This window comes from Archangium sp. Cb G35 (assembly GCF_001896145.1).
GTDB lineage: Bacteria > Myxococcota > Myxococcia > Myxococcales > Myxococcaceae > Archangium > Archangium violaceum.
This window is the reverse complement of the sequence record NZ_MPOI01000005.1, coordinates 557,169-579,605: the sequence shown is the minus strand read 5'-3', so window position 1 is coordinate 579,605 and position 22,437 is coordinate 557,169. Positions and strand designations below refer to the sequence as shown.

20 protein-coding genes are annotated in these 22,437 nt (G+C 69.5%); 9 read left to right on the top strand and 11 right to left on the bottom strand.

The annotated features are described in order from the left end of the window. The first annotated feature begins 53 nt into the window (after positions 1 to 53). Positions 54 to 536 carry a redoxin domain-containing protein gene (locus tag BO221_RS18605; protein WP_073561782.1) on the top strand — a complete coding sequence of 161 codons (483 nt, stop codon included), beginning with the start codon at positions 54 to 56 and terminating at the stop codon, positions 534 to 536. Positions 537 to 558: 22 nt separating this feature from the next. Then, complete coding sequence (locus tag BO221_RS18600) at positions 559 to 1,596, top strand: SDR family oxidoreductase (protein ID WP_073561781.1); 1,038 nt, start codon at positions 559 to 561, stop codon at positions 1,594 to 1,596. Between the two features lie 84 nt (positions 1,597 to 1,680). Here the strand turns inward: BO221_RS18600 and BO221_RS18595 are convergent, their stop codons facing one another. The 3 genes from BO221_RS18595 to BO221_RS18585 form a co-directional block, all read right to left on the bottom strand. Next, entirely contained in the window at positions 1,681 to 2,766 is a 1,086-nt protein-coding gene (locus tag BO221_RS18595) for a hybrid sensor histidine kinase/response regulator (protein WP_073561780.1), read from the bottom strand. Then, positions 2,763 to 4,235: an ATPase domain-containing protein gene (locus tag BO221_RS18590; RefSeq protein ID WP_073561779.1), complete on the bottom strand. Its 1,473-nt coding sequence runs from the start codon at positions 4,233 to 4,235 to the stop codon at positions 2,763 to 2,765. Before BO221_RS18590 ends, BO221_RS18595 begins: the two co-directional genes overlap by 4 nt. A gap of 239 nt (positions 4,236 to 4,474) precedes the next feature. Further along, entirely contained in the window at positions 4,475 to 5,587 is a 1,113-nt protein-coding gene (locus BO221_RS18585; protein WP_073561778.1) for an MJ1255/VC2487 family glycosyltransferase, read from the bottom strand. A gap of 59 nt (positions 5,588 to 5,646) precedes the next feature. Between BO221_RS18585 and BO221_RS18580 the strand changes: the two genes are divergently transcribed. Both BO221_RS18580 and BO221_RS18575 read left to right on the top strand, forming a co-directional pair. Then, positions 5,647 to 5,946, top strand: a complete 300-nt coding sequence (locus tag BO221_RS18580; protein ID WP_073561777.1) for a hypothetical protein — start codon at positions 5,647 to 5,649, stop codon at positions 5,944 to 5,946. Between the two features lie 146 nt (positions 5,947 to 6,092). After that, positions 6,093 to 6,992, top strand: coding sequence for a LysR family transcriptional regulator (locus BO221_RS18575; protein WP_073561776.1), 900 nt, complete (start codon positions 6,093 to 6,095; stop codon positions 6,990 to 6,992). A 69-nt stretch (positions 6,993 to 7,061) separates the two neighbouring features. On the opposite strand, the gene BO221_RS18570 is transcribed toward BO221_RS18575, so the two are convergent. After that, positions 7,062 to 7,820 (bottom strand): alpha/beta fold hydrolase, encoded by a 759-nt coding sequence (locus BO221_RS18570; RefSeq protein WP_073561775.1) that lies wholly within the window; start codon positions 7,818 to 7,820, stop codon positions 7,062 to 7,064. Positions 7,821 to 7,888: 68 nt separating this feature from the next. Beyond that, the gene (locus tag BO221_RS18565) at positions 7,889 to 8,473 is read right to left on the bottom strand and encodes a TIGR02265 family protein (protein WP_073561774.1); all 585 of its coding nucleotides are present in this window, start codon (positions 8,471 to 8,473) and stop codon (positions 7,889 to 7,891) included. A 257-nt stretch (positions 8,474 to 8,730) separates the two neighbouring features. Here BO221_RS18565 and BO221_RS18560 point away from each other — a divergent pair, with 257 nt between their 5' ends. Beyond that, a complete protein-coding gene (locus tag BO221_RS18560; RefSeq protein ID WP_073561773.1) occupies positions 8,731 to 9,561 on the top strand; it encodes a protein kinase in 831 nt (276 codons plus the stop codon). 3 nt (positions 9,562 to 9,564) lie between these two features. Here BO221_RS18560 and rsmB read toward each other — a convergent pair whose 3' ends face one another. Genes rsmB through BO221_RS18540 form a run of 4 tightly spaced genes read right to left on the bottom strand, consistent with a single transcriptional unit; the run spans position 9,565 to position 13,518 of the window. Continuing rightward, positions 9,565 to 10,884, bottom strand: a complete 1,320-nt coding sequence (rsmB, locus tag BO221_RS18555; RefSeq protein WP_073561772.1) for a 16S rRNA (cytosine(967)-C(5))-methyltransferase RsmB — start codon at positions 10,882 to 10,884, stop codon at positions 9,565 to 9,567. A gap of 10 nt (positions 10,885 to 10,894) precedes the next feature. Next, positions 10,895 to 11,932, bottom strand: coding sequence for a type II 3-dehydroquinate dehydratase (locus tag BO221_RS18550; RefSeq protein WP_073561771.1), 1,038 nt, complete (start codon positions 11,930 to 11,932; stop codon positions 10,895 to 10,897). Between the two features lie 19 nt (positions 11,933 to 11,951). Further along, positions 11,952 to 12,887, bottom strand: a complete 936-nt coding sequence (gene fmt, locus BO221_RS18545; protein WP_073561770.1) for a methionyl-tRNA formyltransferase — start codon at positions 12,885 to 12,887, stop codon at positions 11,952 to 11,954. A 31-nt stretch (positions 12,888 to 12,918) separates the two neighbouring features. Next, a complete protein-coding gene (locus BO221_RS18540; RefSeq protein ID WP_073561769.1) occupies positions 12,919 to 13,518 on the bottom strand; it encodes a signal protein in 600 nt (199 codons plus the stop codon). Between the two features lie 96 nt (positions 13,519 to 13,614). Between BO221_RS18540 and BO221_RS18535 the strand changes: the two genes are divergently transcribed. Further along, complete coding sequence (locus BO221_RS18535; protein WP_073561768.1) at positions 13,615 to 15,210, top strand: HEAT repeat domain-containing protein; 1,596 nt, start codon at positions 13,615 to 13,617, stop codon at positions 15,208 to 15,210. Positions 15,211 to 15,217: 7 nt separating this feature from the next. On the opposite strand, the gene BO221_RS18530 is transcribed toward BO221_RS18535, so the two are convergent. Further along, complete coding sequence (locus tag BO221_RS18530) at positions 15,218 to 16,609, bottom strand: LETM1 domain-containing protein (protein WP_073561767.1); 1,392 nt, start codon at positions 16,607 to 16,609, stop codon at positions 15,218 to 15,220. A 113-nt stretch (positions 16,610 to 16,722) separates the two neighbouring features. Then, complete coding sequence (locus BO221_RS18525; protein ID WP_083681146.1) at positions 16,723 to 17,547, bottom strand: metal-dependent hydrolase; 825 nt, start codon at positions 17,545 to 17,547, stop codon at positions 16,723 to 16,725. Positions 17,548 to 17,733: 186 nt separating this feature from the next. Here BO221_RS18525 and BO221_RS18520 point away from each other — a divergent pair, with 186 nt between their 5' ends. From BO221_RS18520 to BO221_RS18510, 3 genes are all read left to right on the top strand, one after another. Next, positions 17,734 to 19,563 (top strand): HSP90 family protein, encoded by a 1,830-nt coding sequence (locus BO221_RS18520; RefSeq protein ID WP_073561766.1) that lies wholly within the window; start codon positions 17,734 to 17,736, stop codon positions 19,561 to 19,563. Beyond that, entirely contained in the window at positions 19,563 to 20,690 is a 1,128-nt protein-coding gene (locus tag BO221_RS18515; RefSeq protein WP_073561765.1) for a hypothetical protein, read from the top strand. The genes BO221_RS18520 and BO221_RS18515 overlap by 1 nt, the downstream gene beginning before the upstream one ends. A 76-nt stretch (positions 20,691 to 20,766) precedes the next feature. After that, the gene (locus BO221_RS18510; RefSeq protein ID WP_143195526.1) at positions 20,767 to 22,425 is read left to right on the top strand and encodes a hypothetical protein; all 1,659 of its coding nucleotides are present in this window, start codon (positions 20,767 to 20,769) and stop codon (positions 22,423 to 22,425) included. The last annotated feature ends 12 nt before the right edge of the window (positions 22,426 to 22,437 follow it).

The following is a 22,437-nucleotide window of genomic DNA, read 5'->3' as shown; positions in this document are numbered from 1 at the left end:
GCGGATGCCTAGCTTGAATCGCGTCCTCTCCACCCTTTGAGGAGGCCCTGCCCATGTCCTCGATGGATGTTCCCCTGACGCTGTTGGATCCCGAAGGCGGTTGGATCAATGCCCCCGTGCACGTGCACGACCTGAGGGGCCGGCCCACGCTGCTGTACTTCTGGTCCGAGCTGAGCAAGACGAACCAGGAGCAGTTGCCACTGGTGAAGACGCTGCTGGACGAGTTCATCCCCAAGGGGCTCCAGGTGATTGGCGTCCACGTCCCGATGGAGGGCGAGGATCTGGGCCATGCGCTGGACACCAACGACATCGAGGCCATCGTGAAGCGGATGGGCTTCCGGCACCCGGTGGCGGTGGACGACGGCTCGATGGAGCAGGCGTACGGGGTGGAGGATGTCCCGACGTTCCTGGTGTACGACGCCTTCGGCATCCTGCGCCTGCGGGTGGCGGGAGAGGCGGCGACGAACCCCGAGTTGAGGCGGCTGTTGGAGCGGCTCACCGGCCCCGAGGCCACCTCCGGCGCGTTCGCGCCCTGAACCCCCGCGCACGAGGAACGACATGGCAGGCCAGAAAAAGAAGGAGGCCTCCCGTCTGTCGCTGGGGGCCCTGACCGCCGCGGGAATGGGGGCGGTGATGGGGCTGAGGGCGATGCTGCGGGAGAAGGTGAGCTTCGAGGGCCGCACCGTGTTGCTGACGGGCGGCTCGAGGGGCCTGGGATTGGTGATGGCCCGTCAGTTCCTGGCCGAGGGGGCGCGCGTCATCATCTGCGCCCGGGAGGAGGTGGAGCTGGCCCGGGCGCGCGACGAGCTGGAGGGCCTGGGCGGCGAGGTGCTGGCCATCCCCTGCGACGTGAGTGACCGGGTGCAGGTGGAGGCGATGGTGGCCCAGGTGCACGAGCGCTTTGGCGCGGTGGACGTGCTGGTGAACAACGCCGGTGGCATCCAGGTGGGTCCGCTCGAGTCGATGGCCGAGGAGGACTTCGTCGAGGCGATGAAGGTGCACTTCTGGGCGGCGCTCTACACGTCGCTGGCGGTGCTGCCGGAGATGAAGCGGCGGGGCTCGGGGCGCATCGTGAACGTTTCGTCCATTGGCGGGAGGGTGAGCATCCCGCACCTGGTACCGTACAGCGCGAGCAAGTTCGCGCTGGTGGGCCTGTCGGACGGGATGAGGGCGGAGCTGGCGCAGGACGGCATCCTGGTGACGACGGTGTGCCCGGGGTTGATGCGCACGGGCAGTCCGCCCAATGCGTTCTTCAAGGGCGACCACGAAGCGGAGTACGCGTGGTTCGTGCTGGGGGACTCGTTGCCGGGGATGTCGATGAAGGCGGAGCGGGCGGCGAGGAAGATCATCGAGGCCTGCCGCCGGGGTGACGCGGAGGCGCTGGTGGGCTGGCCGTCGAAGGTGGCGGCACTGGCGAGGACGCTGGCACCGGGCATGACGGCGGCGGTGCTGGCGCAGGTGAACCGGATGATGCCGCAGGACAGCAGCACGGACCGGTACCGGGGCCGGGACAGCGAGACGCCGCTCACACGCTCCTGGGTGACGAAGCTGACGAGGCAGGCGGCACAGAAGAACAACGAGGATCTGCTCCACTGAGCAGCACCCCCCCACTCTTCCCTCCACTCCTCCCTCTCCCTCTGGGAGAGGGCCGGGGTGAGGGTCTGAGTTCCGGCCGTGACACTAGACCGGCAGGGGAAGCCGGAGGCTGAAGGTGGAGCCGTTGCCCAGCTCCGACTGCGCGGTGAGCGAGCCGCCGTGGAGCCTCGCGAGCGCCGCGGCGATGTACAGCCCCAGCCCATGCCCGTTCCCGCCCGCGCCGTCCGCGCGATGGAAGCGGTCGAAGATGTTGCGCAACTCCGAGGCGGGGATGCCCACCCCCCAGTCGCGCACCTGGACGAGGGCCAGGCCTGGCGTGCGCAAGAGCGACACCTCGACGCGCCGCTGCGCCCCGCCGTACTTCACCGCATTGGAGAGCAGGTTGTTGAGGATGTACCGCACGCGCTCGGGGTCGAAGGACAGCGCCACCCGCTGGAGCGCTCCGGTCAGGGAGAAGTCCACCTGGGGCTGGAGCTCGCGCCACTCCTGGACCACCTCCTGGAGGAAGGTGGCGAGCTCGCCGGGCTCACGCCGCAGTGCCACCTTGCCCTCGGACAGGCGTGCCGCGTCGAGGATGGAGGTGACGAGTGCGTTCATCCGGTCGAGCTGACGGAGGATGGCCTCGGAGCACTTCCGCTCCTCGGCGGAGCCCCGCTCTCCCTGCTTGCGCAGCAGCATCTGGGCGTTGAGCCGCGCGGAGCTCAGGGGCGTCTTGATCTCATGGGCCACCCAGTTGAGCATCTCCTCGCGCCCGGCGCCGCTGGAGTGGCCCGCGCGCGCCTCCGCGGGCATGGCCTCCTCGCGTGGCTCCGGAGCAGTGGGACGCGAGCCCAGCACCTGCTGCACAGCGGCCTCGAAGGTGTCGAGGTCCACCGGCTTGGGGAGGAAGGCATCGGCCTCCTCCAATCCCTTGGGTTGCGCGGCGCTCAGCAGCAGGAAGGGGACCCTCTCGAGGCGAGGGTCGGCCCGCAGCATGCGCAGCAACTCCACGCCGGTGCGCCGGGGCATCATGTGGTCGCTCACCACCAGGTCCGGCCGCTCGGTCCGGGCCAGCATCAGGGCCTCTTCCCCGTTGTGCGCCCGCAGGGTCCGATGACCCAGATCCTCCACCACCTGGGCGAAGATCTCGAGCATCGCCTCCTCATCCTCCGCGATGAGGACGAGGCTCATTCCTCCTCCCCTCCGATGCGGGAACCGATGGGCTGGGCCTGGCCCGTCAGCAGTCCCACGGCCGAACGCAGGGGGTTGAGCACACGGATCCCCGAGTCGTTGATCTCGAACTCGCGCAGGTTTCCGTCGTACTTGCTGTCACGCATCTTGAGGATGGACATCACGCGGTGGATGCGCCCGCGCAACTCCACGTAGCGCAGCAGCATCAGGTTCTCGCCGAGGATGGCGATGGGCGTGTCGTTGAAGTCCAGCTCGGTGCCGGCGATCTTCGACACCTCCTTGGTGAACAGGGACGTCACCCCCGCGGCCCGCAGGTGCACGCTGAAGGCGGCCAGGAAGGTCCGCCGCCGCTCCGGGTCCGCGATGGAGAGCTCGAGCTCCGTCAGCCCGTCCACCACCAGCCGCCGGATGCCCATCCGGGCCACCTCCGCCAGGATGCGGTCGGCCAGGACATCCGCCTCCCGCTCGGAGGGAGGGTGGTGCATCAACGTCAGCATCCCGCTCGCCAGCGCTTCCCGCACGTCCAGACCGATGCGCTGAGCCCGGGCCAACAGCGCCGCGGGAGGCTCGAAGAAGGAGACGAAGAGCGTCTTCTCCCCATGGCGGGCCCCCTCCGCCGCGAAGTGCGCGGCGAGCAGCGTCTTGCCAATCCCCATGCTGCCCGCCATCAGGGTGGTGCTCTGCAGCGGCAGGCCTCCATCCATCAGTCCGTCGAACTCGGGCAGACCGAAGCCGGCCCGGGTAGAAGGTGGGACGAAGTCCTTGTCGGAGGGGACACGGGTCTCGAGCCGCGGGATGATCTCCACCCCCTCGGCACCAATCTGGAACAGGTGCGCCCCCGGCAGGTGGGGCCGGCCGCGCAGCTTGACGACCTCCACGCGGCGATGACGGCGCCCCCCGTGCGGGCTCACCCACAGCGAGATGATGCCATCCACCGTCGTGGCCTCCGGCAGCGTCATCAACTTCTCGATGGGGTACTCGGTGGTGAAGAGCCCGATGCAGTCCGTGGCGGACAGCCCGATGCCCAGCTCGTACAGGAACTCGCGCAGCCGGGCCTCGTCCTGCCACAGGTCACGGATGGAGCGCAGCCCGTCGAGGAAGAGCAGCTTCGCGCCGCGCTCGCGCACGGTGTGCAGGAGGGTGTCGCGTGCCTCCTTGGCGCCCTTCTTCAGCGAAGCATAGGTGCTGACGAAGATGAGCTTGTCGCCCAACAGTTCACGGCGGAAGAAGGAGAAGCCGGAGAGCGCGTCCACCAGCTTGTCGTGAGGCTCGGAGGTGACGGTGGCGAGCACCACCGGCAACCCGCGCGAGGCGGCGAGGAAGGCCAGCTGGCTGCAGAGGATCGTCTTCCCGCAGCCGGGATTGCCCGCCACGATGAGGGTCTGGCGCCTGGGGATGCCACCGCCCAGCAGGAGATCGAAGCTCGGGATGCCGGTCGCGAACAACTTCGGGGTGTTGCGGCTGTCCATCGGGGGGCTCGGGACAAAGGGAGGGGAAACCATGGGCGGGCCCTGGCGAAGGCACGCCTACTGAAGAACAGGCCCCGGCCGCCTGTGCCGGAACGCGCCTCCTAACATGGGACCGCCCCGTCAGCTCGGCAGCCGACGGAGCATCTTTCCGATGGGCTCCCGCCCACCGCGCCCTTCGATGACCAGCCAACGCTTCTCCGCCCGGCCGCCCGGTCTCCTGGCGGCCAGGGCGGTGAGGCTCACGCCTTGGAGGGCTCGGCCGGACCCCCCTCTTCCCACCAGCGGCCCTTGTACTCGGCGGCGCGGGCGAGCTGCTCGCGCAGGGCGGCGATCATCTTCTCGTTGCCGTCCTGCTCATAGCCCTTCAACGACTCCTGGCAGCCGGGGACACGCTGAAGGAAGTCGCGCAGACGCTCGAGGGTGAGCTCGGGCGCGTACATGCCGTAGCCGAGCTTCTCCAGGTAGAGGGCGTTGAGCACCTGCTCGAACTGGCCCTTCACAGGCAGGGAGAGCAGGGGCTTGTGGAGGTAGACGGCCTCGCTCATGAGCGTGTAGCCGCCCCCGGCGATGACGGCGCGGGCGGTGCGCAGGTCGTCGATGAAGCCCTTCTCGCTGAAGGGGCGGTAGAGGAGGTTGCCGTCCTTCACGTCCTCGGTGATGTCGCGGCGCATGCCGTAGATGTGGCAGGGCAGCCCGCTCTGCTTGAGGATCTCCGGCAGCTGCGTGTTGGTGGTGGACGTCTGATAGACGAGCAGGTGCTCACCGGGCTCGGACTTCGCGGAAAGGATCTCCGGCCGCAGGATGGAGGGCAGCAGCGTGGTGCGCTCCTTGCGGACGGGCGGGTAGAAGAAGGTGGTGACGAGGTAGTGGAAGCACCCGGGCAGCTTGGACTTCACCAGGGCGCGGGTGGCCTCGAAGTCGTCCTCGAAACCGGCGAGCAGCGACGCGTCGTGCTTCGCGCGGTTGATGATCTGCATGTTGTCCACGCTGATGACGGGCAGGCGGTGGTTGCGGGCGAAGAGGTAGCTGAAGCTCTCGAAGTCGCTCACCACCACGTCCGGCTTGAAGTCCTCCACCAGGTCGAAGTACTGGCGCACGTTCTGCGGCCAGCCCTTCACGGCCCCGGAGAGGTTCTGCAGCACCGTCTGCCACTTCTTCACCGAGTTGCCTTCATAGGCGATGGTGAAGCCCCAGATGCCATGCACGTTCTCGAAGCGTTTGGCCAGGTAGTCCTTGGCGCGCCCCGAGACGACGATATGGACCTCGTGCTCCTTGGCCAGCTCCTCGAGGAGCACGCGGGAGCGGGTGGCGTGTCCCATGCCTTCGCCAACGACACCGTAGAGGATTCTCATGGGCTGGGAGCATACGCGGGATGTGGCGCACGAGCCCATGCGGCGGTAGCGTCCCCGTCATGCAACATGAGGGAACGGACACCAAGGCCCCGAAGAGCGCGGAAGGATTGACCCGGGCGGCCCTGCTGGGGCTGTGTGGCGGCATCCTCCTGGGCGGTCTCTTCCTGTTGGGGGTGGGATTCAAGACGCGCCTGTCCCCAGCGGACTGCACCGGCCTGTCCGAGATGGAATGCAGCTTCAAGCGGGACGCCGAGCAGGAGATGGGCCGCATGCAGGTCATCATGGGCGCCGGCCTGTTGGCACTCGGAGCGGCCGTGGTGGTGTTGATGCGCTCGCGGGCCCGCGCGGCCTCCAGCTGAGGGCCCTTCGACCTCCAAGGGTTCATCGCCTCCTCCGTCAAGCAGCCGGACGGTCGAGCGGGGTAAGCGCTTTTGCCGGTGCGGCGTAGACCGGCTAATTAGCTCTAGCCTCGACATTAGGCTTCGGTTAGGAGAGGCCCCCTCTTATGCAGCTTGAATCCCTGAAGATGTTTTGTGACGTGGTGGAGACGGGCTCCTTCTCGAGGGCCGCGCAGCTCAACCACGTGACGCAGTCCGCGGTGAGCCAGCAGATCCGCGCCCTGGAGAACCGCTACGAGCAGAAGCTCCTGTCGCGCAGCGCCCGCCAGGTGACGCCGACGCCGGCCGGCGAGCGCCTGTTCCGCGGGTGCAAGGAGATCCTCGCCCGGTTCGCCGAGGTGGAGAACGAGATCCGCGAGCAGTCCACCGAGGTGCAGGGCACCACGACGGTGTCCACCATCTACTCGGTGGGCCTGCACGAGCTGCGCAACGTGCAGAAGCAGCTCCTGAAGACGCACCCCAAGGTGAACATGCGCCTGAACTACCGGCGCAATGATCAGGTCTACGACGACGTCATCCTCGGGGCGGCGGAGATTGGAATCGTGGCGTACCCGCAGCCGCGCGCGGGCGTGGACATCCACCCGTTCCGCGACGACAAGCTGGCGGTGGTGTGCTCGCCCACCCACCCGTTCGCCACCAAGGCGAAGGTGAGCCTCACGGCGCTCTCCGGGGTGCCCTTCATCGCCTTCGATCGCGAGGCGCCCACGCGCAAGGCGCTGGACCGGCTCTTCCGCGAGAAGAACCTGGACCTCAACCCGGTGATGGAGATCGACAACGTCGAGACCATCAAGCGCGCGGTGGAGATGGGCATCGGCGTGGCCATCCTCCCCATGGCCACGGTGGCGGCCGAGGTGGCGCAGGGCTCTGTCGTCTCCAAGCCCTTCGCCGAGGGCCCGGTGTCGCGCCCCATCGGTCTGCTCATCCGCAAGGGCAAGTACCTGGACCGGGCGTCGGCCGCCGTGCTCGAGGCCTTCAAGCTGGCCGAGGCCACGAGCGACGAGCACTGAGCCCGTCCCGGGTCGAAGCAGCTCCGGCCCCGTGCCACCCCTCGTGGGAGGCACGGGGCTTTCGTTTGCTCAGGCGGCGGTCTCGGCCCCCGTGGCGGGCGCCAGCGCGTGCAGCCAGGGCGTCAGCAGCCGGGCGCACTCCTCGGGGTGGGTGAAGTAGGGCACGTGGCCCGCGCCGCGCAGCAGGTGCTGGGGCGTGCCCGAAGGCAGCGAGGCCGCGAGCCGCGCCATGGTGGACGCGGGCACCAGCACGTCCCGGTCCCCCTGGATGCACAGACACGAAACGGACAGTGGGCGCAGCTCGGGCGGAGGCGGCTCGCGGCGGCAGGCGAAGGCGCGGTGGAGCGTGGTCATCCGCTCCAGCGTCGTGGTGGGCACCACGTCCGCCACCTGTTCGGCCGGGACGCGCGTCCACGAGGCCACGCAGGCGGTGAATGGACCGGGGCGGCCCAGGACGGCGATGGGCCCCATCAGGGGGATGAGGTGGCCGCGCAACCCCAGGTGCTCGGGCCGGGTGAAGGAGCCCATGAAGGCCACCCCGCGCACCGCACCCGCCGCCGCCAGGTGTCCGGCCACCATGCCCCCGTAGGAGCTGGCCACCACCGCGTCCATCCGCCCCGCCGCCATCAGCACCTGACGCGCCAGCTCCCCTGCCCCACAGGCGGCGAGGCTGCCTTCCGGGTACTCGACGAGGACGGGCCGGGCCACGAAGGAGAGCCGCTCGGCCAGGGCCCGGAAGCCGACGCCCCGCGCACCCAGCCCGGGCAGCAACAACACCCGGGGACCCGTGCCTCGACCCATCTCCGTCAGCTCAACGACCCGGCGCATGTGCCTCCTTCGCGAACGCGCTCCGAACACCGCGCGCACGCCGCTTCTGCCCGTGCCCGCCTCCCTGCCTACCAGGAGACCTCGACCTCCGTCTCAGTCAGGCTCACCTGCCGTCCGGTGGCCTTCACGTCCGCCACCCGCGCCGCCTCGTAGAGGCCCCGCACCGCGCCCACCAGGTAGTCGCACGGCAGGGTGCTGCCCTTGATGGAGACGATGCCGCTGCCCGGCCCGGTCCATTGCACCGAGCACTCGCCATGCCGGACGGACGTCCGCCACGCCGAGGGGAAACCATTGAGCATCCGCCTCGGCTCTCCCCCGGCCAGCATCAGCAGCACCCGCCCCGCCCCGGACTCCAGGTACTCCGGCGCCACCTGGTGCCCCAGGCGCCACATCGCGCCCTCGAAGCCGCCATGGTGCTCGCTCAGGGCCCACGCCGCGGCGTAGAGCAGCCGGTTCAGCGCTCCGACGGGATAGCTGAAGAAGGCCATGAAGCGGCTGCCTCCGGCCGCGTCGACACAGCGCCGCAGGACCCCTTCGTCATGGAGGCCGCGCACCACATCCAGCGCGCCCGTGAAGAAGAAGCCACGCAGGGTGTCCTCCGGCCTGCACAGCGCCAACCGTTGCTCCAACTCCTGCAGTGAGCCCTTCTCCATTACATCCCCGGCGAGCGGGGGGACTCCCGCCCGGTCCCCTGTGACGAACCCCGAAGTATTGGGCTTGCCGGGATGGAATCAAGACGCGTCGCGCGAGGAGACGAACACGCGGAGAAGCCAGGGTGCGCGAGGTAATCCCGGAATGGGGAACGTATGGGATGGGGTGACCCAGGGGAGCAGCCTCGTGTTCGAGGATGGACGTCCCGTGGCGGGCCCCCTGCCATGACAGGGGGCCATCCCGTCTACACTCTTCGTTCATGAGCGCGCTGACCGCAGGTGACGTCCTCGGAAGGGAGTGGCGCATCGTCCGACCGGCCTTCGGAGACGAGCCCGGCTCGGAGTACCGGGTGGAGCCCGTCGAGGGAGGAAGGGCCCGGCGGCTCACCCTGTGCCGCACGCTGCGGCCTCCCACCTCCACCGAGCTGAAACGCTTCGAGGAGCACATGCACTCGGGGGAGCGGACCCAGCACCCCGCCTTCCAGCCCGTGGAGGCCGTGGGGTACGACGTGGCCCGCGAGGCCCTGTGGATGGTGCGTCCCTGGTGGAATGGCGAGTCGCTGCCCTCGATGTTGGGAGGACTCCACCCGGTGGGCCTGGATCTGCCCTACCTGCATGCGCTCGCGGATCAACTGGCGCAGGCGCTCACCGCCGCCCAGGCCGCGGGCATCGCCCATGGCCGGCTGCGGCCCACGCGGTTGCTCGTCGCGCCCGGGGGCAAGGGAGTGAGGTTGTGCCTGCTCGACCTGGGGCTGGAGGTCTTCCGCCGCACCCACGCGCCCGGCTGGCTGAGGCCCCCGCAGGTGGGCACGGCCTACGTGGCGCCCGAGCTGGGAGAGACGGGTCCCGTGCCCTCTTCGGCCGATGTCTTCTCCTTCGGGCTCATCGTCCGGGACATGCTGGCCACGCGGCGGGACGGGGCGTGGTGTGGACGCTGGGAGCACTGGGTGGAGCGGGCCACGGCCGCGGCGGGCAGGCGGTTCGGCAGCGTCACCGAGGCCCTGAGGGCCCTGCTGCCGGTGCTGCGAGCCCTGCCGGATGAGCCACCGCCCCCGCCGCCGAACTTCGAGCCCGGCGTCCCCAGCGCGTAGGCCTCAGTACATCTTGCGCAGGCGCGCGGCGAAGAAGCCGTCCCAGCTCTCGGGGCCCGGGAGCGTGCGCAGGTAGGCCTGGGTGAGCGGGAGCTTCACCGACTCGTGCAGCACCGGCGGCTCCGCCGTCCACTCGGGGTGGCTGCGCAGGAACATCTCCACCTGATCCTGCCCCTCCTGCGGGTCCATCGTGCACACCGCGTACACCAGCAGGCCTCCGGCCGACACCGCTTCCTGGCAGTTCTCCAGGATGCGCCGCTGCAACACCGCCAGCCGCCCGATGTCCTCCGGCTTGCGCCGGTAGCGCAGCTCCGGGTGCCGCCGCAGCGTCCCCAGGCCCGAACACGGCGCGTCCACCACGAACGCGTGGAACTCGCCCCACTCCTCCGGCCAGGGCTGCGACGCGTCATGCGCCTCGGCCCGCAGGCGCCCGGAGAGACCCAGCCGCTTCGCCTCGGATTCAATCTTGCGCAGCTTGTTGGCGTGGAGGTCCGTGGCCACCACCTCGTGCTTCTCGGCCTGGTGGCACGCCTTGCCGCCGGGCGCCGCGCACGCATCCAGCACCCGCGCCGTCTCCGGGATGTCCCCGTACACACCCACCAGTTGAGCGGCCTCGTCCTGCACCTGCCACAGGCCCTCGGCGTAGCCGTAGATGTCTTCCAGCCGTCCCACCGGCGGCAGGACGATTCCCACCGGAGACACCGCCGTGGGCCGCACCTCGAGCCCCGTCTCTCGCAGCTGCTCCAGCAGCGCGTCGCGCGTCACCTTCGCGCTGTTGGCGCGGATGACCACCGAGGGCGTCTGATTGTTGGCGACGAGTATGGACTCGGCACGCTCGCGGCCGAACTGGCGCACCCAGCGCTCCACCATCCACTTCGGGTGGCTCTCGCGGACCGACAGGTGCTCGATGGCATCCGTCTCCGGCGGCAGCGGCGGCGAGGGCAGCGAGGACAGCTTGCGCAGGATGGCGTTGACGAAGCCCGCCGCGCGAGTCAGCCCCACCTCCTTGAGCGCCTGCACCGTCTCGGCCACGGCGGCGCGGGCCGGGACGCGGGTGTAGAAGATTTGATAGGCCCCCACGCGCAGCGCGGCCAGGACCTTGTCCTCGAGCGCGTCCAGCTTGCGATCGGCGAAGCGGGTGATGGCGTAGTCCAGCGTGAGCTGACGGCGGGTGGCCCCGTAGGTCAGCTCGGTGATGAGCCCCGTGTCCCGGGGATCGGCCGGTGGCGACTCCGAGAGCACCGTGTCGAGGACGACGTTGAGGTACGCATCCGTGGCCCGGACGCGGCTCAGAACCTGGATGGCGATGGCACGTGCGTTCATCCTTCCCCTCTCACCTGTCCAACCGGGTCATCATGTTCACGAGCTCCGAATCCGACAGCTTGCTGGCGGGCAGGGAGGACAGGGAGAGCAGCAGATCCTCCAGCATGTCCTCGTAGCCCCCCTCCGCCGAGGCTCCACGCTGCAGCTCCGACCATTTCGAGCGCGCCCACGCCGCCAGCTCCGCCTGAGTGAGCCTGCCCGCCAGCCGGTCGGCGATCTTCTGCCGCACCAGGGCCCGGGACAGGACGTTCGCCGCGGGAGTCCCCTCCACGCCCTTCACCTTGCGGCCCAGCGTCTTCGAGGACGTGCTCGGCGCGGCCGGCGCCTCCACCTTGCGGCCCAGCGTCTTGCGGCTCCCGCCCGAGGGAGCCAGGGCCTTCGCCGGTGCATCGGAGGCACGCGCCAGGGCCCCCGGCTGCCTCACCGCCAGGGACTTCTCCCGGGGAATGTCCTTCTTGCGGCGGCCGAGCGTCTTGCCCTTCTCCTCCGGCGCCGCGGCCTCGTCGTCCTCCCCGGACCAGGCGGCATCCACCACGCCGTCATCGTCCTCCGCCCCCTCCTCCACTTCGTCCTCCGCGCCCTCGTCCACCGCCTCCTCGTCCTCTTCTGCCTCGTCCTCCTCCGTCAGCTCCCCGGTGAGGTCCCCGCTGGCGAAGCGCTCGAGCGCCTCGAGGTACGAGTGGAAGCCCTGGCCCTCGATGGTGGCGGCACAGGCCTCGGCCACCACGGACTCGCGCGCGCCGAGCCGCTCCAGGTACACCTCGATGGCGGGCACGCCCACCAGCTCGAGCGCCTCCATGAGGGAGTAGGAACCGAAGAGCCCCGCGGGGCTCACCACCACGCCGTCCAGCCGGGAACGCTCGGCATGCAAGGTGTCGAGAAGGACGCCCTCGTGGTTGGACTGCACCACCTTCAACTCCAGCCCCAGCTCCGTGGCCCGGGCCGTCAGCGCGGCATCGAGGTCCGCGAGCCGTCCTCCCTGCCTTCCCTCCCGCTCGCCCAACAGGTTCAGGTTCGGCCCGTGCAGGACCAGCAGCCTCTTGCCCATGTCGCGTGTCCTCTTCTTCCTATGTCTCGAAGGGCCGGCTGCCCGGCACCAGTTTGCGGCCCGAGAGGAACTCGCCCGCCGTCATCACCCGCTTGCCCTCGGGCTGCACCTCCAGCAGCACCAGGGAGCCCTCGCCACACGCAACCTCCAGCCCCTGCGGCCCCGCGGACACCACCGTGCCCGGCGCCCCACTGCCCTGCCCCACCTTCGCCCGGTGCACCTTGAACAGCTTGCCCTCCAGCGTGGTGAAGGCCCCGGGCCACGGGGTGAAGGCGCGCAGACGCCGCTCCAGCTCCACCGCCGGCCGCGAGAAGTCGAGCTTCCCCTCCTCCTTCTCGATGATGGGGGCGAGTACCACGCCCTCCGAGGGCTGCGGCTTCGGCTTCAGCTCGCCGCGCAGGTACGCGGGGAGGTGCTCGCGCAGCAGCTCTCCACCCAGCTTGGAGAGCTTGTCGTGCAGCGTCGCGCTCGTCTCGTCCGGGGCGATGGGCTGGCGCTTCTCGGCCAGCACCGGGCCGGTGTCCAGGCCCTCGTCCATCACCATCAAAGCCACGCCCGTCTCCGGGTCGCCATGGGCGATGGCCCACTGGATGGGGGCGGCGCCCCGGAAGCGCGGCAGCAGCGAGGCGTGCACGTTGAGGCACCCCTTCACGGGCGTCTCCAGCACGTCCTTGGGGAGGATCTTCCCGTAGGCCGTCACCACGGCGACGTCCGGAGCGAGCTTGCGCAGCTCCTCGGAGAAGGGAGGGGTGCGCATCTTCTGGGGCTGGAGCACGGGGACGCCGCGCTCGAGCGCGTAGGCCTTCACCGGAGAAACAGCGAGCGCCTGACCACGGCCCTTGGGCTTGTCCGGCTGGGTGACGACGGCCACCACGTCTCCGATGTCGAAGAGGGCGGCCAGGGAGGACACGGCGAACTCGGGCGTGCCCATGAAGACGATGCGGGGGCGGGTCATAGGAGAGAGCCTTCTGCTGTACTGGGAGGCTTCAGGCAACGGTCTTCAGCGCCCCCGAGGTGGGACCTTCGGTGGCCTGACGTTTCCGGGCGCGGAGGGAGCCGAGGATGCTGAGCGCGGCCTGGGTCTCCTGCGTGGTGGCCAGGGGCTGCAGGGTCTCGATGACCTCTGAGAGGAGCCGGGCCTCCTCGGCCTCGCGCTCGCGGATGCGGTCCACGGCCTCGCTGAAGCGGTCGAAGAAGCCGCGCAGCTCGTCCTTCTTGCGCAGCGGACGCATGCGCGGGTAGCGGCCGGCGGCGAGCGTCGCGATGTAGAGGCTCATCACATACACGGGGCCGGCCACGCGGTGGGTGAGCACGAGCCCCATGAGGACCATCAGCCCCGCCATGCACAGCGCGCCGAGCCCGGTGAGCCAGAGGATGGTCTCTCCACTGGTGGCCAGGTCCATGGGGGAGGCGCCGCTGTCCACCGCGGCCCGGTGCGCCCGGTACGCCAGCACACCCACGAGCAACACCCCGCCTCCGCCGAGCGCGGCGAGCCGGAACATGTACCGGAGCTGGAACCCGGGATCGACCAGGTATTTCCGGCGCACGACATGAGGACGGGTGGAAGGTTGATTATCGACGGACATGGCGTTGAGCAGCGTACTCCAATCTCCCGGGTTGGTTTGCTCCTTCCGACAGGATGGGTTTACAGGAAAAGCACCTACAACCCATTGGGGGGTCCCATGTCTCGCCTACTTGCCGCAACGAGCCTGGCGCTCGTGCTCCTTCTCTCCGGGTGCAAGGTGGACCCGACCTCCCCGGAGTACTGGGAAAAGACGCTGGGCAAGGCAAGGCGCCCCCAGGACAAGGCGCGGGTGCTCGAGACGCTGCGCAGCTCGGGCACGTTGAACGCGAGCTTCCTGCCCTTCCTTCACGGGCAGCTCGCGTCGGACCAGAAGCCCGAGGTGAAGGCCGCGGTGGCGAGGGCGATCGCCGACGTGAAGAACCCCGCCTCGGTGGAGCCATTGGGCAACGCGGTGGACCTGACCGCGACGGACTCGGCCGGCAATCAGTTGAACAAGGAGCTGGCCTCGGCGCTGGGAGAGATTGGCGACCCCAAGGCCGTGCCCATGCTGCTGAAGCTCCTGAAGGCGCGAGACAACTACACGCGAATCGAGGCCGTGGAGGCACTGGGGCGGATGCGTGTGAAGGAAGCGGTGGAACCGCTCATGGCGCTGGCCACGGATGAGAGCGCGGAGCTCTTCCTGAACAAGAAGGCGATTGAAGCGCTGGGCCGTATCGGGGACGCGCGAGCGGTGCCGACGCTGGTGCGGATGCTGACGAAGGAGCGCCGCGGGGTGTCCTTCTACGTGGAGAGCTCGTTCTCACTCTTCCAACTGGGCCAGCCGGCGTCGGACGCACTGCTCGCGGTGCTGGAGGGCAAGGACACGGAGCTGTCGAGCTGGGCCCAGCGCAACGGCATCAACCCGGCGAGCTACTCCTTCAAGGCGGCGCAGTTGCTGGGAGACCTGCGCGAGCGCCGGGCGGAGGCGGCGCTGCTGAAGCAGCTCGAGTTCAAGCACGAGGATCCGCGAATCCAGGCCATCGTGCGGACACGGGCGGCGGACGCGCTGGCGAGGATGCGCTCGACGGCGGCGGTGAAGCCCATCGCTGCACTGGTGTCCGAACCGGATGCGGGGGTGCGCGGGGAGTACACGCATGCACTGGCTCGGATGGGCGGACGCGACGCGCTGCCGGCACTGGAGAAGGCGGCGGGCCAGGGGGACTGGTACGCACGCGAGGCGGCGCTCGAGGCGCTGACGATGCTGGGAGACGCGCGGGAGATGCCGGTGCTGGAGAAGCTGGCGGCGGCGGAGCCGGCGAAGACGGCGGCCGAGTGCGATGCGTTGGGAGGCGAGGGGTGTGGAGACCCGGTGGCGCTGGGGAAGAAGCGGGTGGAGACGATCGCGCGGCACGGCAAGCGGCTGGAGGCGGCGAAGGCGTGCGGGACGGACACGGGCTGCTGGGTGAAGAAGCTGGAGGACGCGGACAAGGGTGTGGTGGCGCGCGCGGCGATGGAGGTGGGGCGCGGCAAGGCGGCGGCACATTTGGGGTCACTGCTGGCGCGGATGACGGAGAAGGACCCGGACACGCGGATGGCGCTCATCCTCGGGGCGGAGTGGCTGGTGGAGGATGCGAAGGACGCGGCGGCCCTGGCGCGCAACGCACTGCCCACGCTGGAGAAGCAGCTCACCGAGGAGAAGAGCAGCACCGAGTACGTGAGGGCGAACGAGGACCTGCGGCGGCTGGTGGCGAGGCTTCAGCGGCAGAAGACGTGAGAGGGATTCAGCCCACCTCGCGGACCGGGGGCTTGTCGCCACCGCCTGTGCCCTCCTCTTCGGGACTCACGGGCTCGGGCTCGTCCTGAAAGGCACTCGGCAACAGGTTGAAGGGCAGCACCTTCGCCAGGGCCACCAGCAACAACATCCCTCCCGGCGCCGCGAAGATGGCGAGCGCCGGAATCGCCTTCGCCACGTCAATCAATTGCGCCCGCATCCGCTGGCGCTCCTCGGCCGTCAGCGTCTGTCCTCGCGCGGCCTTCGTGAGCAGGTGATACAGCTCGCCCGTCTCACGGACCTCCTGCATCAACCGGTGGAAATTCCGCTCCAGCGTGTTCTGCATGCGGGACACCATGTCCTCGCCCATCAGATTCGCCGCGGAGGACACCGTGAACACATCCACCACCGAGCGGTTCTTCGCGTAGAACTCGGCCACCTCCAGCTCCAGCTGGTGCACCGTGCTCTCCGGCACCCGGAGCTCATGCGAGAGCTGATCGATGAAGGCCCGCTCGCCCCGTGTCCGCCGGCCATCCACCAGCGAGGCCAGCAGCGTCTGCTCCAGGATGAACCGCCTCAGGTCCACGCTGCGCACGTCCTTCACCGCCGTGCTCAACGAACGGCGGCGCTCGAAGGACTGCCTCACCGCGGTCCGCAACTCGCTCTCGAGCGCGGCCGGTAACCCCAGGTCCTCCACCTGCCGGAGGATGGCCCGGCGCGCGGAGAACGAGGGCTGCCGGTCCACGCAGGCCAGGCCCGTGAGCACCTCCACGAGCAGCGCCTTCTGCCGCGCCGCGAAGTCGATGCGCCGCCGGGCCATCTCGCGGTTCAACCCCCCGCGGGAGAAGTAGTCGAGCGCCTGCCGGCCGAACATGTGCCCATCCGCGTAGAGCGCCCCGTTGTGCAGGACGAGCCCATACGCCGGATCCCCGGACAGCGACAGGGCACGGCGCTCCAGCGCGTCCTCCACCCTGCCCCACAACCGCTTCGGCGCCTCGTGCCCCTGCCGCAGCTTCTCCTCGATCGCCTGGGCCTCCTCGAGCTGGCCGGTGAGGACGGCGAAGAGGAGCAACAGTTGCTCGCGGCGAGGACCCAGGGGCGCACCGGCCAGGACCGCGATGTCCAGGGCCATGCGCGCGAAGGTCCGCACCACCGCGCGGAAGAGCACCTCCTCGGGAGCCGCCGTCCCAGCGGACTCGGAGGACACCCCCTCCGAGGACACCCCACCGCCGGCGGGCGTGCCGTAGAGCAACCCACTGGCGCGCAGCATCCGGCGCAGGTACGAGCGGGCGCGGGCACGGCCGGAGAGTCCCGGGGACACCCCCTGAGCGGGTGCACGCGCGTGGGCCGCGACCGACTCCTCGAGCATCGAGGAGAGCCAACCCGCCTTGCCTAGATCCATCGGAAGTCCACCCCGGGTGCCGCGCACCAGACAGACAACCAGGAAATATCCCACTTCCCAGCCCGGCGCCAACGGCCCCACCCCTCATAAGGAGGCGGGGCCGGTACGACGGACTACAGCGCGGTGGCCTTGCCGGCCTCGAGCGCCTTCACCTTCGCGTTGCTCTTCGCCTTCTTCAGGTCCGCCTCCAGCTTGTCGGGCGTGCCGGCCAGCAGGGGGAACGTGCCGTAGTGCATGGGCACCACCGTGGGGTTGCCGAGCATCCGGGCGGCCTGGGCGGCGCCGGTGGGGTCCAGGGTGAAGTGACCGCCGATGGGCAGCAGGGCGTACGTGGGCTTGAAGCGCTCGCCAATCTGGCTCATCCCGCTGAACAGGCCGGTGTCACCGCCGTGGTACAGCGTGGGCCCGTTGTCGATCTGGATGACGAAGCCCATGGGCGCGCCCGCGTACTGGGCGGGGCTCTTCTCGTCCGCGGCGTAGCTGCTGGAGTGCACCGCCTCCACGAAGTGGATGGTGGCGTCCTTCACCTTGAAGGTGCCGCCGACGTTGCCGCCCATCGCCTTGTCCTGGGGAATGCCCAGGAGGTTGACGAGTTCGAAGCAGCCGAACACCTGGGCGCCGGTCTTCTGCTGCAGCGTCTTGGTCTCGCCCACGTGGTCGAAGTGCCCGTGGGAGACGAGGATGGCGTCCACCTGCTCCGGCCACTGGGCGCCCTGCGGGGCCTTGGGGTTGGAGAACCAGGGGTCGATGGCAATCGTGGCACCGCCGGGGGTGCGGAGGACGAAGGCCGCGTGGCCCCACCAGGTGAGCTCCGCCTTGCCGGCCGTGGCCACGGCCGCCTTCTTCGCCGGACCCTTCCCGGCGGGCGGCTGCGCGGCGGCCGTTCCGGACAGCCCCAGGAGCGCTCCCACCGTCACTGCCATGAGCTTGTTGCGCATTGCGTACTCCTCTCGAAACGAGTCAGGTCTCCCGCGGTGCCACCCGGGCACCCCGCGGTCGAGGGGCCGCATATTCGGCGGGCGGGCAATCGTCCAGCGGCAAATCTGGCGGCTCATACTCCGGTGGACAGCACTACCAGTGAGGGCGTACGGCTCGCGGCATACCCGCTATAGGCTGCGCCGCCCGTGGACCATCGCTTCCAGGTCAACCTCCGGGGGGTCATCGACCTCCTCTCCCACCACCTCTACAGCACGCCCGGCGTGTTCGTGCGCGAGCTGTTGCAGAACGCCACCGACGCCATCCGTGCCCGGCGGCACCTGGAGCCTGGACACCCGGGCTCGGTGCGGATGGAGCTCATCGAGAAGCAGGACGGCGGGCTGCCCACCCTGCTCTTCAGTGACGATGGCGTGGGGCTGACGGAAGAGGAGCTGCACCGCTTCCTGGCCACCATCGGGGAGAGCTCCAAGCGCGAGACGCTGGAGGCCCGCCGCAACGACTTCATCGGCCAGTTCGGCATCGGCCTGCTGTCCTGCTTCATGGTGTGCGACGAGCTGCTGGTGGTGACGCGCTCGGCGAAGGGAGACGGGCGCACCATGGAATGGCGGGGCCGGCATGACGGCACCTACTCCGTGCGGCCGTCCGAGCACCCGCTGGCGCACCCGGGCACCCAGGTGTTCCTCGCCGCCCGGGCGGACGCGGCCGAGTACTTCACCGCGGAGCGGGTGCGGCAACTCGCGGTGCACTATGGGGGCCTGTTGCCCTTCCCCATCCACCTCACCGTGGAGGGCCGCGCCGCGCACCTCAACCCGGCCCCGCCTCCCTGGCGCCGCGAGTACGAGAGCGCGGGAGAGCGCCGTGCCGCGCTGCTGGCCTACGGGCGCGAGGTGTTCGGCCAGGACTTCGTGGACTGCATCCCCCTGCGCGCCGAGGCGGGCCAGGTGGAGGGGGTGGCCTTCGTGCTGCCCTTCTCTCCCCACTTCAACGCGCGCCAGAAGCACCGCGTCTACCTCAAGGACATGCTGCTGTCCGAGAGCGCGGAGAACCTGCTCCCCGAGTGGGCCTTCTTCGTCAGGTGCGTGGTGAATGCCCAGGGTCTGCGCCCCACCGCCAGCCGCGAGGCCTTCTACGAGGACACCACGCTGGCGCGCGCCCGCGAATCGCTCGGCCAGTGCCTGCGCCAGTACCTCGTGGACCTGGCCCACAACGACCCTCGCACCCTGCAGCGGCTCATCGCCCTGCATGGCCTGTCGGTGAAGGCGCTCGCGCTGGACGATGACGACTTCTACCGGCTCGTCATCCACTGGCTGCCCTTCGAGACGACGCTGGGGATGATGACGCTGGGGCATTACCGCCAGTCCTTTCCCTCGGTGCGCTACGTCAACACGCTGGACGCCTTCCGGCAGGTGGCGCGCGTGGCGGCGGCGCAGGGGCTGTGCATCCTCAACGGCGCCTACACGCATGACACCGCGCTGCTGGAGAAGCTGCCGCGCGTCATGCCGGACGCCCAGGTGGAGCTCTTCTCCGCGGCGCAGCTCCCTCAGGGCTTCGAGGAGCTGACGCACGAGGAGCGCGAGATGGTGGCGCGGCTGCGGCAGGTGGCCACGGAAGCGCTGGAGCCGTTCCGCTGCGAGGTGAGCATCAAGAAGTTCCTCCCTCCCGAGGTGCCCACGCTCTACGGAGACGTGGACGACGGGGCCTTCCGGCGCGACGTGGAGCGCGCCCGCGAGGAGACGGACGAGCTGTACGCCTCGGTGCTGGAGGGAGCGCTGACCGATTCCCACGAGGAGGAGCGGCCGCAGTTGTGCTTCAACCTCCGCAACCCGGTGGTGCGGCGGCTGACGCGGGTGCGGGACACCGCGCAGCTCAAGCTGTCGGTGGAAATGCTGTACGTGCAGGCGCTGCTGCTGGGACACCGCCCGCTCAACGCGCGGGAGATGGGGTTGCTGAACCGCGGGCTGCTCGGCCTCATCGCCGCGCGGCTGGATGACGACGAAGGCACTGGGGGCATGCATTGATGGAGCAGGACTGGCGCGAGCAGGTGAAACACCTGCTCGGGCGCGCGGAGAGGCTGGAGCCGGGCGAGGCCAAGGTGATGGCACTCGAGGAAGCCGCCCGGCTCGCGGACGCACACGCGGACGGACCACTCGCCTACGAGGTGCGGGACGCGCTCATCGACGCGGCCACCTTCGGAGGCTTCCCGGACCGCGCCCTGGTGGCCTTCGCCTGGTGCCGGGGCCAGCAGCAGCGCGACCCGGTGCGCTACCCGCCAGAGCCGCTGCTCTGGAAGCAGAAGTGGGTGGTGGGCCGGCTCGACGAGTTCCCCCACATCAGCCGCAAGCAGATAGCCGGCGCGCTGGACGACGTGGAGCAGTGCTTCGCGAAGGCCGGAGCGGGACGGCGGGCGGTGCTGAAACTGCGCTACCAGGCCGCCCGGGACATGGGCGACACCGCGGTGGCGGAGGACTTCTGGGCCCAGTGGGTGCGCGAGCCCCGCGACCACCTCACGGACTGCCGCGCCTGCGAGCTCGATGACGAGTTGGATCACCACATCGACCGGGGCGAGTACGCCGTGGCGCTGGAGAAGGCCCGGCCCCTGCTCGAGGGGCGCAACGCGTGCGCGGAGGTGCCGCACCTGACGCTGGGCAGCGTGCTCTACCCGCTCTTCAAGCTGGGACGGCTGGAGCAGGCCAGGGACAGCCACCTGCGCGGCTATGCCCTGGTGCAGCGCAACCGCGAGTTCCTCGCCACCGTGGGCGAGCACCTGGAGTTCCTCGCGCTCACCGGCAACGTGGAGCGCGGGCTGAAGCTCTTCGAGCGCCACGTGGGGTGGGCGCTGGAGCACGCCAGCCACCGGGACCGCTTCACCTTCCACTCGGCCGCGCTCGCCCTCATGGAGCGGGCCGTGGAGGAGGGACGGGAGAAGGTGGTGCTCTCCCTGCCGCGCTCCTTCGCGCTGTACTCGCCCGGGGACACCTATGAAATCCGGACGCTGCGCGGCTGGCTCTCCTCCCAGGCCGAGGGCATCGCGGTGAAATTCGACTCGCGCAACGGCACGGACCGCTTCCATCAATTGCTCGCACGCACGAAGCGGCTCGGCGGTGAAATGGTTCCCTTCCCCATCGACAGCTCTCTCCCGGTCTAAGATGCCTTCCAGGGAATAGCCGCATCCCTTGTAGTAGATTCGGGAGCCTCACTCATGCTCCCGAGAGGGGTGCCTCGTGTCTCTCAAAAGGTCGTTGTTCTCCGTCCTGCTGTCTTCGTTGACGTTGGTGGGCTGCGGCTCCGGCGCCGATGGGCAGCCGGATGACTTCCATGGTGGGCGTGACCCCATCATCGTCCCCGAGGACACGAGCCTCGCCGCGGACGGCGGTGTCGATGGTGGCAACCCGTATGAAGTGCGCGGCAGCCGCGTCATGCACTACCGCATCGACATCGGCGACTTCACCCAACCCGTGGATCCGCTCTCGCCCGAGCTGAAGGCCTTCACGCTCTCGGATGGCGGCACGCGCCCGCTCACGGTGCAGACGTCCCCGGACGGCACCTTCCGCGTCACCGATGCTCCCGCCGGCCGTTACTACCTGCAGCTCGGCACCCTCTACGTCGTGTCCGACTCGCGCACGATGGACCTGGACCGCTATGACCTCGGCCGCCGGGATCGCGCGGGCACCACCACTCCCCTCCCGGTGACGGTCTCCGCGTCCAACCTCGCGCCCCAGCCGTACGACGACTTCCCGAGCTTCGAGGCCGTCAGCTCCAACCTCGGCGAATTCGCGTACCTGAACGCCAACGCCCCCGTGCCCGCCGGGGCCACTTTCGTGGACCAGCTCCCCGTGCGCTACATGTCCACCAACACAGTGGATGAGCTGCTCGTGAACGCGTCGCGAGGCGACCGCCTGTACATCAACTCCCTCGCCGAACGAAACAACGGCACCTTCACCTACAGCACCATCGACCGGTTCTTCACCCCGGACCCCCTCACCATGAGCCCCACCGTCAGCAACGATCTGTACGGCACCTTCCAGCTGGCCCCCCAGTACACGGCTCGCTTCGAGTGGTGGCGCTCGCGCTTCGAGGCCTATCAGGTCCAGGTGCACCCGCAGTCGGTCCCCTCCAGCCAGGGCCTCGGCATCTCGCCCACCCCCTGGGACTCGGAGAGCTGGTACGGGTACTCCGGTGATCTGATGTTCGCCAGCAATCCCAGCGAAATCACCGACCTCGTCACCAGCTTCACGTACGGAAACCCCTACCCCTTCAGCTGGGGAGCCGTCGTCGGCATCTCCCACGGCTTCCAGATCCCCGCCACGCTCCTGCCCGGGACCACCTGGGGCGGCGTCACCGGCAATCTGATCGACACGCGGAAGTTGAGTGTCGCCACCGCCGGGCCCATCACCCCGCGTATCACCCCGGCGTGGGACCTCGCCGTGGACGGACGCAACGCCCAGCAGGCCCTCACGCTCACCTCCCTCACGCCTCGCATCACCTGGAAGGCTCCGCTCGTGGGCTCGCCCTCCGCCTACCGCGTCCGCCTCTCCCGGTTGAGCGCGAGCGATACGCGCACCGTCGCGAGCGCCGTGAGCACGATCCACACGAGCGAGACGTTCGTCGACGTGCCTCCCGGCATCCTTCAGCCCGGCCAGAAGTACGCCATCACCGTCTATTCCTATCTCACGCCCGGCGTCTCCCTCGCCGTGCGGCCCTACGTGATGGAGTCCCTCGTCGACATCGCCAGCGCCACCACGGTGAGCAGCATCCTCTCCACCCCCGCGGCTCTCGCGCCAGAGCTCCACGCCGAGCCGGAGCCCTCGTTCGAGCCGGAGCCGGGCATCAAGCCCACCCGGCTGTATCGGATGCGCGAGCAGCTCACGGCACAGCACTGAGCTGATTCCGTG